The organism is Methylorubrum populi (genome assembly GCA_036946625.1).
In the GTDB taxonomy this organism is placed as follows: Bacteria; Pseudomonadota; Alphaproteobacteria; order Rhizobiales; family Beijerinckiaceae; genus Methylobacterium; species Methylobacterium populi_C.
Map to the genome: position 1 here is coordinate 1,994,824 of JAQIIU010000002.1, position 12,364 is coordinate 2,007,187.

Annotated in this window: 12 protein-coding genes, 4 pseudogenes and 1 other annotated feature; of the genes and pseudogenes, 4 read left to right on the forward strand and 12 right to left on the reverse strand. The window is 66.5% G+C overall.

What is annotated here, in order from left to right; all coding sequences use genetic code 11:
• Positions 1–121 precede the first annotated feature (121 nt).
• The 3 genes and pseudogenes from PGN25_11390 to PGN25_11400 all read right to left on the reverse strand — a co-directional run bounded on the left by PGN25_11390 (position 122) and on the right by PGN25_11400 (position 2,251).
• Positions 122–295: pseudogene (locus PGN25_11390) on the reverse strand (recombinase family protein).
• Positions 296–462: 167 nt separating this feature from the next.
• Positions 463–1,461, reverse strand: coding sequence for a glycosyl hydrolase (locus PGN25_11395; GenBank protein MEH3118164.1), 999 nt, complete (start codon positions 1,459–1,461; stop codon positions 463–465).
• 77 nt (positions 1,462–1,538) lie between these two features.
• Positions 1,539–2,251, reverse strand: a pseudogene (locus tag PGN25_11400) (IS256 family transposase).
• Between PGN25_11400 and PGN25_11405 the strand changes: the two are divergent.
• Positions 2,245–2,542 (forward strand): annotated as a pseudogene (locus PGN25_11405) (IS5/IS1182 family transposase). The pseudogenes PGN25_11400 and PGN25_11405 overlap by 7 nt on opposite strands.
• Before the next feature lie 50 nt (positions 2,543–2,592).
• A pseudogene (locus PGN25_11410) lies at positions 2,593–3,124 on the forward strand (transposase).
• Positions 2,870–2,986: a sequence feature (AL1L pseudoknot), on the forward strand. It overlaps the preceding pseudogene by 117 nt.
• A 116-nt stretch (positions 3,125–3,240) precedes the next feature.
• Here the strand turns inward: PGN25_11410 and PGN25_11415 are convergent.
• The 8 genes from PGN25_11415 to PGN25_11450 form a co-directional block, all read right to left on the reverse strand.
• Positions 3,241–4,113: an energy transducer TonB gene (locus tag PGN25_11415; GenBank protein MEH3118165.1), complete on the reverse strand. Its 873-nt coding sequence runs from the start codon at positions 4,111–4,113 to the stop codon at positions 3,241–3,243.
• Complete coding sequence (gene exbD / locus PGN25_11420) at positions 4,110–4,547, reverse strand: TonB system transport protein ExbD (protein ID MEH3118166.1); 438 nt, start codon at positions 4,545–4,547, stop codon at positions 4,110–4,112. Before exbD ends, PGN25_11415 begins: the two co-directional genes overlap by 4 nt.
• Before the next feature lie 4 nt (positions 4,548–4,551).
• Positions 4,552–5,232, reverse strand: a complete 681-nt coding sequence (gene exbB, locus PGN25_11425; GenBank protein MEH3118167.1) for a tonB-system energizer ExbB — start codon at positions 5,230–5,232, stop codon at positions 4,552–4,554.
• Positions 5,233–5,635: 403 nt separating this feature from the next.
• Positions 5,636–6,436, reverse strand: a complete 801-nt coding sequence (locus tag PGN25_11430; protein MEH3118168.1) for a YitT family protein — start codon at positions 6,434–6,436, stop codon at positions 5,636–5,638.
• Positions 6,433–7,581: a PLP-dependent cysteine synthase family protein gene (locus tag PGN25_11435; GenBank protein ID MEH3118169.1), complete on the reverse strand. Its 1,149-nt coding sequence runs from the start codon at positions 7,579–7,581 to the stop codon at positions 6,433–6,435. Before PGN25_11435 ends, PGN25_11430 begins: the two co-directional genes overlap by 4 nt.
• An 83-nt stretch (positions 7,582–7,664) precedes the next feature.
• Positions 7,665–8,219, reverse strand: a complete 555-nt coding sequence (locus PGN25_11440) for a hypothetical protein (protein ID MEH3118170.1) — start codon at positions 8,217–8,219, stop codon at positions 7,665–7,667.
• Positions 8,220–8,302: 83 nt separating this feature from the next.
• Complete coding sequence (locus PGN25_11445; GenBank protein MEH3118171.1) at positions 8,303–9,280, reverse strand: FecR domain-containing protein; 978 nt, start codon at positions 9,278–9,280, stop codon at positions 8,303–8,305.
• Between the two features lie 17 nt (positions 9,281–9,297).
• Entirely contained in the window at positions 9,298–9,783 is a 486-nt protein-coding gene (locus PGN25_11450) for a sigma-70 family RNA polymerase sigma factor (protein ID MEH3118172.1), read from the reverse strand.
• A 634-nt stretch (positions 9,784–10,417) separates the two neighbouring features.
• Here PGN25_11450 and PGN25_11455 point away from each other — a divergent pair.
• Positions 10,418–10,711, forward strand: a complete 294-nt coding sequence (locus tag PGN25_11455; protein MEH3118173.1) for a hypothetical protein — start codon at positions 10,418–10,420, stop codon at positions 10,709–10,711.
• 55 nt (positions 10,712–10,766) lie between these two features.
• Entirely contained in the window at positions 10,767–11,015 is a 249-nt protein-coding gene (locus tag PGN25_11460) for a hypothetical protein (protein ID MEH3118174.1), read from the forward strand.
• Between the two features lie 26 nt (positions 11,016–11,041).
• Here PGN25_11460 and PGN25_11465 read toward each other — a convergent pair.
• On the reverse strand, positions 11,042–12,364 hold a 1,323-nt coding region (locus PGN25_11465), incomplete at its 5' end, for an HlyD family type I secretion periplasmic adaptor subunit (GenBank protein ID MEH3118175.1).

The following is a 12,364-nucleotide window of genomic DNA, read 5'->3' on the forward strand; positions in this document are numbered from 1 at the left end:
ATCTGGAACACCCTTCGAGGCCGCTTCGCGGCGCCTCAGGATGAGGGTGGGGATGGGAGTTATGGCTTTCCTCTTGCCCTGCCGTTGCCTGACGAAGACACGGCGGCCGGTCAAACAGGCTCTGAGCGATGAGACTTTCGCCGTCGGCGCGCAGTTCGCCGCGTGGACCGGCGAACCGGTAGAGGGTCTGGCGCGTGATGCTCAGCTCGACGCAGAGGTCGCGGACCCGGGTTTCGGGCTTTTCCATCGCGGCCCGAGCTCGGCGCAGCTTGGCGGCGGTCATCTTGAAGAGGCGGTCGCGACGAAGGCCTCCTTGCTCATAGCCGTGATGCTACCCGGCGTCGGGACGCGATCGAGGAAGGCAAGAATCAGGAGGCAGCTCATGGATCGCCGCATCGCTGCTCGGCGGCACCTTGGCCATCGCTCAGGACCTCTCGGCCGGCATGAAGCGCGGACGAACCTTTATCGGTATGCCGCACGAAACTTCGCTACACCGGTCCTGAAAGCCGACAAAGCGGCACCGTCCCGGATGGTATAGGGTGACCGGTTCCAGTAGTTGATGCCGGTCAGTCGCGCGCCGAATGGTTTGGACGACAGCCAGGCGAAAAGATCCGTCATCCAAGCGGCCTGTGTCGTTGCCGATACCGACGGAGACGCCGCACCGGGATTGGCGAGCCTGTTGTCGACACCGAGTTCCGAGATGACGAGCGGCTTTGTTCCGGCCGTACGACCACCCATGGTACCAGCCACGATACCGAAGCAATCGGGGATCGTCATGCCGCCGAGATTGACGCCGCGCCTGTTGCTGAAGATGTCACGCGCGGCGAAGTTCGAGCTTGCCGTGGTGTAGCCGTCCAGTCCGATCGTGTCGACATAGTCGTCGCCGGGATAATAAGGCTGAGGATCAATGTTGTAAGGCGGATTTCCCCAGACATTCGGCGTCCACCAGACTTGGATATCGGGCGCAAATTGCTTGAAGATCTTTGCAACATGACGGAAGGCAGCAATATAGATGGAGGGATCCTTCTGCCCCCAATTACCCGAATAATTGCCGTTCATCTCATGGAAGACACGAACGATGTCCTTGTGGCCATTATAGCATTTCGCCTTGGTGATGATTGCCGCATCGGCCGCCCCGTCGCGGACCTGTTCCAGCGTGTATTTGCTCGTTCCGACAATCTGGATCAGTCGCAACCCACGGTTGTGCGATGCTGCCAGCCGGGATGAACAGTTGTTCACGGAGATGTCTTCGGAGAACATGAAGAAATCTGGCGTAAATCCCCAGATCTTCGTCGTTTCATCGAATGCAACCACGTCCGCATCGTAATATTGACCGGCGCCCCCGGGCGATCCGACGAAAGGAACGGCTTGACCATGACCGGCAGATGACGAGCCGATAAGCGCTAGAATCATCGCCCAGCAATAGAGCCCTATGGCACTGCGCTTCCCAATGAAGCTCATAGGCACTTCCTCGGAGGCATCACGGTCGCGTCCGTCAATGAGGTGGACTTTCTGGGTGGAATTGGAGCGGCCATCTGTCAGGGGGCCTGCGGTGGAAGGGTGATGGTCTCTTCGATCAGCGCTGAGGCAAGTCCGGCCATGCCCTCGACCTGCCTGTAGCGATGCTGGAGTTGCCACTCGCCGTTGGCTTCAAGAAGCACCGCGCCGATCAGACGCTGGATCGAGTCCGTGTTAGGGAAGATGCCGACCACATCGGCGCGCCGCTTGATCTCCTTCTTGAGACGCTCCAGCGGGTTTGTCGAGTGCAACTTCGTTCGATGCTGGATCGGGAAGCCGCGGTAAGCGGGCACGTCGTCGCTCGCATCTTCGATGAAGCCCTTCAGCTTCCAGCGATTATGGAGTTGCTCGGCCAGATGCTGGAGAGCGCCGCGTCCTGATCGGACTGCTGGAAGGCGTGGCGCAGACCGGCCGCGACCATGGTCTGCTGCGCCCGCGGCACGGAGGCCAGCGCGTTCCGGGTCCAGTGAACCCGGCAGCGTTGCCAGGTCGCCTTCAGCACGCGGCGGATGGCGGCCTTCAGGCCCTCGTGGGCGTCGGAGACGACGAGTTGCACGCCCGAGAGCCCGCGCTTGACCAGGCTGCGCAGGAAATCGGTCCAGAACACCTCGGCTTCCGATGGGCCGATGTGCAGGCCGACGATCTCACGCCGGCCCTCCGTATCCACCGCCACGGCGACTATGGCGGCCACCGAGACGATCCGGCCGCCCTCGCGCACCTTCAGGTAGGTGGACACGCGCCGGGGTGTGGGAGCGGTTGCTCGACCGCGTGCAGGAACGCGGCGTCGCGCTGGGCCTGGCTTTCCTTGACGGCAGCAGCGTGCGGGCTCACCAGAAGGCAGCGGGCGCTGCAAAAAGGGGGATCTGTGCCCGAGCGAGATGATCGTGAAGCGCTTGGCCGCTCTCGTGGCGGCTATGGTACCAAGGCCTGCGTGATCGCCGACGGACGAGGCCACGCCATCGCCTTCGGCATCGCCCCAGGGCAGGCACACGAACTGCCCCACGCCATTCCGCTTCTCGACCGGTGAACCGTCCCGTGTTTCCCGGAGGCTCCAACTCTTGAGAGGATGGAGCCATGACGAAGCGCAGCACCCCCTTTTCGCCGGAGGTCCGCGCGCGGTCGGGATGGTGTTCGATCATCAGGGCGAGCACGGCTCGCAATATGCGGCGATCCGCTCGATCGCGGCCAAGATCGGCTGTTCGGGCGAGACGCTGCGGAACTGGGTCCGCCAAGCCGAGCGGGACCAGGGCCAGAGGGCCGGACCGACGACGGACGAGCGCGAGCGGATCAAGGCGCTGGAGCGCGAGAACCGTGAGCTCCGGCAGGCCAACGAGATCCTGCGGAAGGCGTCCGCCTATTTTGCGTTTGCCGAGCTCGACCGCCGGTCGCGGACATGATCGCCTTCATCGACGATCACCGGGAGGCCTACGGGGTCGAGCCGATCTGCAAGGTCCTGCCGATCGCCCCGTCGACCTACCATGCCCATGCTGCGCGGCGGGCCGATCCCAGCAAGCTGCCGGCACGGGCTCGCTCGGACGCGGCGCTGATGGTCGAGATCCGGCGCGTGTTCGAGGAGAACTTCCACGTCTGCGGGGTGCGCAAGGTTCGGCGGGCCCGGGCGCGTCCGTATCCGTGAGGGGGAATGACTTCGGCAGCATCGGCTTCACGGTGGCTCGTTCCTGATCGTGTCCCGAGGTCAAACGGTCTCGGGACGGCGGCGTCTCAGCGACGGCTGAAGTTGAGCGGGATGGTCTGGGTGATCGCCTGCCCGCCGGGCGGCGGCGGGAAGGGGGCGGCGCGGTACATCACGGCGACGGCCTCCGTATCGAGCGCCGTGTTGCCGGACGAGGCGATCAGGCGGGCGCTGCTCACGCTGCCGTTGCCCGCGAAGGTCACGGAGACCACCGCCACGCCGACCGCGCCGAACGCTCCGGGCGGGAACCGCTTGGCGCGTACGATCCGAGCCCGCATCTCGTTCTGCCACGTCGCCCGCGACGCCTGGCTGATCGCCGCGCCGGCCGAGGAGGCTGCGGTGCGGTCGGCGGTCTGCTGGTCCGAGCGGGGGCCGCCGCCGCTGCGGGAGGCGGCGGTCGGCTTGTCCTTCTTCTGGACGAGCTTTTCGGGCTTCTTCTTCTCGACTTTCTTCTCGGGCGGCTTCGGCTCGGGCTTCTTCACCTCCTGCTTGGGCGGCTTCGGCGGCAGCACGGCCTGCGGCTTGACCTCCGGAGGCGGAGGAGGAGCCTCGACGACCGGCTCCGGATCGGGAGGCGGCGGCGGGGCCTCCTCCGGCTCGGGCGCGGCCTGCTGCGCGTCGGCGGCCGGCGGCCCCTCCGAGGCGTTGTCGACCTCCGACTTCGCCACGATGGGCTCGGGCGACATGTCGATCATCACCGCCGCCGGCAGCTCCACGGGCGCGGGCGGCGGCTCCGTCTCTTGCGTCAGGGCGAGGTAGAGGCCCAAATGCAGACCCAGCGTCAGCAGCCCCGCCGCCGCCCAGCCCAGGATCTGCGCCGCCGAAGACGCTTCGCGGCTTTCCACGTGCGCGCGGTGCCGTTCGGTGGCCCGCACGAAGGCTTCGGGCGGCGGGTGGATCATGGCTGGGCTCCGCCCGAAACGTCTTCCAGGCCAACCAGGCCGACCTTGAGGTAGCCAGCACCCCGCAGAAGGTTCATCACCCCCATCAGTTCGCCGTAGGGTACGCCCTTGTCGGCGCGCAGGAAGATCCGCTCGTCCTTGTTGCCCTTGGTGGCCGCGTCGAGGGCGGCGCCCAAGGCCGGCCGAGCCACGATATCCTCGCCCAGGGCGATGCCGAGATCGGCCTTCACGCTGACGAAGACCGGCTTGTCCGGGCGCGGCTGCTGCGGCGCCGAGGAGACCGGTAGTTCGACCGGCACGTCGACGGTCGAAAGAGGCGCGGCCACCATGAAGATGATGAGCAGCACCAGGATCACGTCGATGAACGGCGTGATGTTGATGTCGGCGGTTTCGGCTAGGTCGCCGTCGTCGCCGGATCCGAGATTGACGGCCATGGCCTCACTCCGCCGCGACACGGATGGACCCCTTCGGGCCGTAGGTGCCGAACTCGCGCCGGTCGAGGTCGCGTGAGAGGTGGCGCATGATCAAGGCGACGGCGTCGCCGGTCATGGCGCGGTAGCCGGTGATGGAGCGCGTGAGCGCGTTGTAGATGACGACGGCGGGGATTGCCGCCACGAGGCCGATGCCGGTGGCGAGTAGCGCCTCGGCGATGCCGGGGGCGACCACGGCGAGGTTGGTGGTGTTCGAGTTGGCGATGCCGATGAAACTGCCCATGATGCCCCAGACGGTGCCGAACAGGCCGACGAACGGGCCGATCGAGCCGATGGTGGCGAGGATGCCGGTGCCCGAGGCCATACGCTTGCCGACCAGCGCCTCGACCCGGTTCAGCGCGATGGCCGCCCGCTCCTTGACGCCCTCGCTCGGCAATCCCCGGGAGAGGCCGAGTTCCTCCTCGGCCTCGACCAGCAGGAGGGCGCCGACGCCGCGGCGCACCCGCTGCCCCGCCTCCGCCAGGCTGCCCGCCGAGCGGATCTCCTTGAGGTTCGTCCGCATCCGGCGCTTGGCCAGCCCTAAGCTGAACATTTTCACCAGCAGGATGGTCCAGGTCACGACGGAAGCGGCGGCCAGGGTCACCATCACGGCCTTCACGACCGGGTCGGCGTTCAGGAACATGCCCATCGGGGACAGGTCGTGGGCGGCCTTCTCCGGCTTCGCGGCGGGGATCTGCGCGGGTGTCGCCGCGGAAGCGGCGGTCGCGGCAGGCGACGATGCCTCGGTTGCTCCCGCAGGAGGTGCGGCGACGGATGATGCCTCGGCTCCCGACGGTGCGGCAGGCGCTTCGATCGTTCCAGGGGGCACGGCGGAACCCGCCTGCTCGGCCTGCACGAGCGGAGGCGACAGCATCACCGTGCCGCAAGCAAGGGCCAGGACGAATGTCGCTCGCCTGAGGCGACGGCCGCTTCCCGTACCCCGTTGCGGCCCGGCCTTGAAGATCGATCGCATCATCGCTTTCCCGTCTCCTCGGAGATCGAAGGCTTCGCGTGCTTTGACGGATAAGAATCGCTAAGTGACAGCGCCCGACTCAAACTTTCTTTCGGCGACCGGATTCAGCGGACGGAAAAAAATTCGATTGTCCCTCTCCGCAGGTAGCGGACGGGCGAGGCGGGCGTCTCAAGAATCCTCTCCGTGGCCTCGGAGCGCCTGCCGTGCCGGCGCCGAGCCTGTTGGGATGATCCCAGCCGGTGACGCCGACGTACCGGTCCGAACGATGGTGCGCCGCGATCACTGCGTTGACCGTGAGCATGCCGAGCGCCGAAAGGGCCAGGTTCCAGGCCGGCAGGACCGAAGAGGCTATGAGCAGGAGCGCTGCGTCGAAGGCCATCTGCACATAGCCTGCGCGGATGCCGACGCGATCCTGCAGGTACAGGGCGAGGATGCCCAAGCCGCCGAGACTGGTGCCGTGGCGGAACAGCACGATCAGACCGATGCCGATCAGCGCCCCGCCCGCGACGGCGGCGTAGATCGGATCGATCGTGGCGAAGCCGGTCCAGGCCGCGGTCCGTTCGGTCAGCGCGCCCGTGAGCGTCACAGCGAGCAGGGTTCTGGCCACGAACCCGGATCCCCGCCGCCGCGCAAGAGCGCAGAAGGGAAGATTGAAGACGAAGAACACGATCCAGAATCCGACCGGGGCCAGACGCGCAACGAACATCGACAGCCCGGCGATGCCGCCGGACAGGAGTTGCGCCTGAGCCTGGATCACGACGCCGAGCGAGACGAGGCCCGCACCGGTGAACATGGCCAGCACGTCCTCGTGCAGCGCATGCCGGCGCAGGCCCGAGCCGTCCAGCGCCATTGCCGGGACCGTCCGATGCACGCGGTTCATCGCCCGACCGTCCGGGATCGCGCCTTCTCGAGCGCGCAGGGCGGCAGAGAGCCGGTCTTCAGGAAGGCCGTCATCGCCGCCTGCGAAGCGCTCACGTCGATTCCCCGTTCGCGGAGCCACGCCTCGTCGAGATGGGTGCTGCGGTAGCGCTCGCCCGAATCGCACAGGAGAGTGACGACCGATCCGGTCTCGCCGCGCGCGACCATCCCGGCGATCAGAACCGCGACGGCCCAGAGGTTCGTCCCGGTCGATCCACCGCAGGAGCGCCCCAGGGTCTCCGACAGGGCGCGGGCCGCCCCGAGGCTGTCGGCATCCGCCACCGCGACCCAATCGTCGATCAGTCGGGGAAGAAAAGACGGTTCCAGCCGCCCGCGACCGATCCCCTCGACGATGGAGACCGCGCTCGTCGCCGACGCCGACGACGGATCGGCGAGATGCCGATGGAACACCGAGGCCTCCGGATCGGCTAGGCACAGGCGGGTGGCGTGGCTGCGATAGCGCAAATACCGCCCGATCGTCGCCGATGTGCCGCCCGTGCCCGCTCCCACGACGATCCAGGCCGGGACCGGGTAGCGCTCGCGCGCGAGTTGATCGAAGATCGACTGGGCGATGTTGTTGTTGCCCCGCCAGTCCGTGGCGCGCTCGGCATAGGTGAACTGGTCCATGTAGTGCCCACCGCTCTCGACCGCGATCCGGGCCGCCTCGGCGTAGACTTCGGACGCCCGCGCCACGATGTGGCTGTGACCCCCGTAGCGGGCGATCTCGGCGATCTTCTCCGCCGCGGTGGAGGCCGGCATCACCGCTACGAAGGGAAGGCCGAGCATCCGTGCGAAATAGGCCTCGGAGACCGCGGTCGAGCCGCTCGACGCCTCGACGATCGTGGTGTGCGGACCGATCCAGCCGTTGCAGAGCCCGTAGAGGAAGAGCGAGCGGGCGAGGCGATGCTTGAGGCTGCCGGTGGGGTGGGCGGATTCGTCCTTCACGTAGAGGTCGATGTCGCGCAGTCCGTGCAGCGGCACGCGGAGCAGGTGCGTGTCCGCGCTGCGTGCAGCTTCGGCTTCGATCCGGGCCAAGGCGGTCCGCAGCCAGCCGGAATCGACTGCGCGCGGCGCGCGGCTCGGCTCGCGGGACACGAGTTCGACCACGCGGCCGTCATGCGGAGACCCGTGGCGCGGCGGATCAGCGTCTCCGGCGAAGGGATTCTCACGAAGGGAACGGGAGGCGACCATCATTCCGCCCCCAACCGGACAAGGCCGGAAGCGGCGGCACCTGCGACCTCGGAAGCGCCGTCGTCCGCACCGCAATCGCCTGCGGCGCCAGGAGCGGGATGCGCCGACGACCGATGATCGGAGATGATTCCGGCCGGCACGAGGCCCCGGTCGCTCGGCATCGTCCCTGCGGCGGGTTCCCCTTTGGCCCAGTGCATGGCCGTCGACGCCCTCGCATCGACCGCCAGGCCCTGCAGCACGAGTCCACCGTTCCTGTCGGACCCGACGGCGGAAGCCGTGCCCGCAAGCGCCTCCGTCAAAGCGGTCTCGGCGGTCTCGGCGGTCCCGCAGCCCGAGATCGGACCGGCCATGCGCCCGGCCACGAGATGGGCCTGCGCCACGATCGGGATGCCCGAGGTCAGGGCGATCTGCGTCAGCTCAGTGGCGAGATCGCCGCGTGGGATGTTGAATCGGTGGGTTTGATCGGCGTGTGCCGTCGCCGCGATCAGGATCAGCGGCACGACAGCCGACCAGGCTGAGTGAGCCTGGCTCGCTCGCCCTGACAGGCTCTTCATTTTCGTCAGCTCTCCGTTTCCTGCCTGCCCAGGTTGACGATCGAGCCCGCGAAAGGGTCAGCGCAGCCGGCGAGAAATGATGGTCACGCCGCTCCTCTCCCCGCCGGACCGAGCTTGATCCAGAGCCGGGAGACGCGTGTCAGGGAAAGGTCGAGGGATTCGGCGAGCGCGTCGAGGGCCGCTTCCGGATTGCGCAGCGAGAAGACCCCCGTGGCGCGCAGGTCCGCGATTGCAGGATCCACTTGGATGATGCCGGAGAAGTAGCGCTGCAACTGGGTCGTGATCGCGAGGAGATCGCTGTCCTTGGCTACCAGCAATCCTTCGAGCCAAGCCGTCGCGGCCTCGATATCGACCTTCCGCCGCCGCCTGTGTCCGCCGGCGAACTCCACCATGTCTCCGGAGGCAACCGGCTCATGCCCGCCCGGCACGTGCCTGACGCGGCCCGAGCCCTCCACACCGGTCACCGCGAGACGCTCGGCGCGGCCCTCGACGAGGAACGTCCCGCCGAAGGTTTCCAGCGCCATCGAACCGGCCCGGATTTCGAAGGGCGTTGCCCGGGAGGCGGCCCGGACCAGCACCTCGCCGTCCAGGAGTTGTACGGCACGCAATCCGGTCTCGTAGACGATGTTGATCGCGGTCCGCGATGCGAGAACGAGTTCGCTTCCATCGGCGAGCGCCACCGTCTCTTGCCCGCCCGTGCGGGTGAAGCGATCCGCCAGGATGTTGCCGAGGGGCACGAACCGGTCGGCGATGCCCGAGCCGATGGTCCCCACCCCGATCAGGCTGGCCAAACCCGCGATGAAGGTTCGGCGGTTCTGCCGTCCTGCCGCGAGACGCCGGGTCAGGACATCATGCCCCATCATCCCGTTTCGCGCCGCAATTCCGCATGGCATCAGGCCCTCTTGGAGCCGAATCCAGGCCGTCTCGTTGGCGTGGTCCGTCTTCAGCCATGTCTCGAAGGCGCGGACCTGAATTTCGGACATCTCGCCCGAATTCATCTCCACCATCCACTGGATCGCGGCTTCGGCGTGCGCATCCTCGAACTGTTGCGTCGGTGACATGCGAAGATCCGCGCTGCTCAACCTTGTCGATCGACCGCTGCATAGGCCGCGCGCAGTCCTTGAGCAACATACTTGCGGACCATGCTGACCGAAACGCCAAGTTCGTCCGCAATATCGGCGTAAGGAGCTCCTCCGATCTGACTTCTCAAAAACGCGGTCCGCGACTTGTGCGACAAGGTCGAGAGCATCGCTTCCACAGCTTGAAGCGCCTGGATCAGGATCAGCCGTTCCTCGGCCGAGATCTCCAGCGCTTCCGGCAGGGCCATCAACTCCGCTTCATAGGAGCGCCGAAGATCGTCCCGACGACGCGCATCGTAGATGAGGCGACGCGCGATCGTCGTCATCATAGCGCGCGGCTGACTCACGGCTTCTAGGTTCGGTATCGTAAGCAGGGCGCAGAAGACATCCGAAGTCAGGTCTTCGGAAGAATGGACAGTCCAACGCTGCTTGCTCAGCCAGCCCGCCAGCCAACTGCTGTGCGTACGAAACAGCCTGTCGAGCACCGTACGGTTCCGAGAAAGTATCGACTCGGGCATCCATCTTCCTTTTTTAGCGTGGATTACATCGATCATAAATTTCTTTGCTGGAAATCCTACCATCAAGAACCAATAAATATGGTTTGGCAATCCTCAATTTGAGGAACGCAAATCCCGGGCCAAATTGGTATGCACAGAGAAATTTGAGTGTCATGAGCAGCCATTGGCTCGGATCTGCCTCGCATCGGCTTACAGCGGATCGACTGTAGGAGCCTCTGCACAGGCCTAAAAAATTTCTGCGAGCAAGGATAGCTTAGAAAGCATTATCTTGTGTTCCAACATGGGATGCCAATCCGTCGGATTGGCATCCCATATTTTTATTAGGCTTTTTCGAAAATATTATCAAGTATACGTCCGTTCTTAATAATTCGATATATCCAGATTTTTGAACTATGTTCTGACGGTCCTATGGTCCCTTTTTCTCCATGCGCAAGTGTCGGTATGCAACTTCGGCTCTGCCGCAGCCTCATCGCAGTCGAAGTCGCGCGGCGCCGATCAGTTAAGCTTCGATTGGGTAGAGCTGGACACCTCTAAAAACCTCGCGGTTTGAGGCGTTTCGTGGTGTGATGGACGGTTCGAGCAGCCCGACTTCAGCGCAGACATGACCGGGTATCGGCCGCTGACGCAGCCCGAGACGTTCGGCGCATTGCCCGGGCGCCGGGTGCTGCTGCTGGGTGACGACCGCGAGCGGCGTGAGGCGCGGGCGGCACTGCCGAAGGCGGCGGCGCGGGTCGGGACGCTGCTGGGCGAGTGGGAGGAGACCTACGACCGCACCGTGTCGCAGGAGGAGAGGCGGCGGGAACTGGCGCAGGTGGAGATCCCGGGGCTGTCGGAGGCGGCGCAGCAGTTCCTGATCCCTACCGGGCCGGGTCGCGCGAGGCGGGCCAGGCGCTGATCGCGGGGGCGCTGGCGACGGAGGAGGGCCGGGGCGTGCTGGGGGAATTCAGCGGGTGAGCGAGGCTGCGAAGGAGCGCGAGGGGGTCTCTCGGGGGGGCATCGAGAAGTACGCCTTCCTCGGCATTCCCGGGATGGATCGGGAGCGCGGGCTTGCGCTGGGAGAGACGGTGATGGCGATCCGGGGGATCGACCGCGAGCAGGGTCGGATCGCCTACGAGCAGAAGCGGGCGCAGTGGCTCGCGTTGGATCATGCTCAGCGGCGCGGGTTGGAGCGGGATGATGGGCTGGCCCTGGAGTTGTAGCCGGCGAGGCTCTCAGTTCCCCGGGCTCATCGCTCTTTCCACGCTTTGGCGATCTGATCGGTCAGGGGCTTGGTGAGATAGGACAGCACCGAGCGCTCGCCGATCTGGGTGTAGGACTCCACCGGCATGCCCGGCACCAGCCGCAAGCCCTTCAGGCGCTCCTGCTGGTCGTCCCGGATGCGGATGCGCGCCGTGTAGTAGCTCTGCCCGGTCTTGGCGTCCTGACTCACGTCGGCCGAGACCCGGGTCACCTCGCCGTCGATCTCCGGCGTCGTGCGCGTGTTGAAGGCGGCAAACCGCAACACCGCCTTCTGGCCGATTCGCACGTTGTCGATGTCCTGCGGCTGCACCCTCACCTCGACGAGGAGCTGGTCGGAGGCCGGCACGATCAGCATCGCCGGTTCGCTCGGGGTCACGAGGCCGCCCACCGTGTGCACGCTCATCTGGTGGACGTAGCCGTCCTGCGGCGCGCGCAGCTCGACCCGCTTGAGCTGGTCTTCGGCCGCCACGCGCTTCTCGCGCAGCTCCGACCACTTGCCGCGGATCTCGGCCAGATCCTTGCCGGTCTCGGTGCGCATCTCGCCGTCGATCTGGAGGATCTGCAGTTCGGTCTCGGCGATCTTGCCGCGCGCCGAGGCGGTGGAGGCGACGAGCTGGCCGCGCTCGCCCTCGAGGCGGGCGGCGTCGCGCTCCAGGGCGGTGACGCGCGAGAGCGGCACGAGGTTCTTGGCGTAGAGGTCGCGCACGCCGGTCAGCTCGTGGCCGATCAGGTTGATCTCGCGGTCCTTGGCCGCCGCCTGCTTGGTCAGCCCGGCGATCTCCTGGCGGAGCTGATCGACGCGCTCGCGCAGTTGCGCCTTCTGGCCCTCGCGCCCGGCGACGCGGGCCGCGAACAGGCGCGATTCGCCGTCGATCAGCCGGGCCACGGTCGGGTCGTCGTCGATGCGGGCAACGAGGTCGGGCGGGAAGGTGATGGTCTTGAACCCGTCGCGCTCGGCCTCGTCGCGGGCGCGGCGGGCGGCGAGTTCATCCATGGCCTTGAGCACGATGTCGAGGTTGGCCCGGGTCTGGGTCTCGTCGAGGCGGATCAGCACGTCGCCGGCCGCGACCCGCTGGCCCTCGCGGGCGAGAAGCTGGCCGACGACGCCGCCGGTGGGGTGCTGCACCTTCTTCACGTCGGTCTCGACCACAAGCTGGCCCGGCGCGATCACGGCGGCCGAGATGTCGGTGAAGGTGGCCCAGCCGCCGACGCCGAAGACGAGGACCGCCGAGAGGCCGACGGTCAGAGCCAGATGGCGCCGGATCGAGCCGTGGGCGGCGGGCCGCGGCAGCGCCGGGGCGAGGCCGCT

Bases quoted from the DNA above. Each gene is read 5' to 3' on its own strand.
- PGN25_11395 (MEH3118164.1), bottom strand. From the start codon at position 1,461: ATGAGCTTCATTGGGAAGCGCAGTGCCATAGGGCTCTATTGCTGGGCG.
- PGN25_11415 (MEH3118165.1), bottom strand. From the start codon at position 4,113: ATGATCCACCCGCCGCCCGAAGCCTTCGTGCGGGCCACCGAACGGCAC.
- exbD (MEH3118166.1), bottom strand. From the start codon at position 4,547: ATGGCCGTCAATCTCGGATCCGGCGACGACGGCGACCTAGCCGAAACC.
- exbB (MEH3118167.1), bottom strand. From the start codon at position 5,232: ATGGGCATGTTCCTGAACGCCGACCCGGTCGTGAAGGCCGTGATGGTG.
- PGN25_11430 (MEH3118168.1), bottom strand. From the start codon at position 6,436: ATGAACCGCGTGCATCGGACGGTCCCGGCAATGGCGCTGGACGGCTCG.
- PGN25_11440 (MEH3118170.1), bottom strand. From the start codon at position 8,219: ATGAAGAGCCTGTCAGGGCGAGCGAGCCAGGCTCACTCAGCCTGGTCG.
- PGN25_11445 (MEH3118171.1), bottom strand. From the start codon at position 9,280: ATGTCACCGACGCAACAGTTCGAGGATGCGCACGCCGAAGCCGCGATC.
- PGN25_11455 (MEH3118173.1), top strand. From the start codon at position 10,418: ATGACCGGGTATCGGCCGCTGACGCAGCCCGAGACGTTCGGCGCATTG.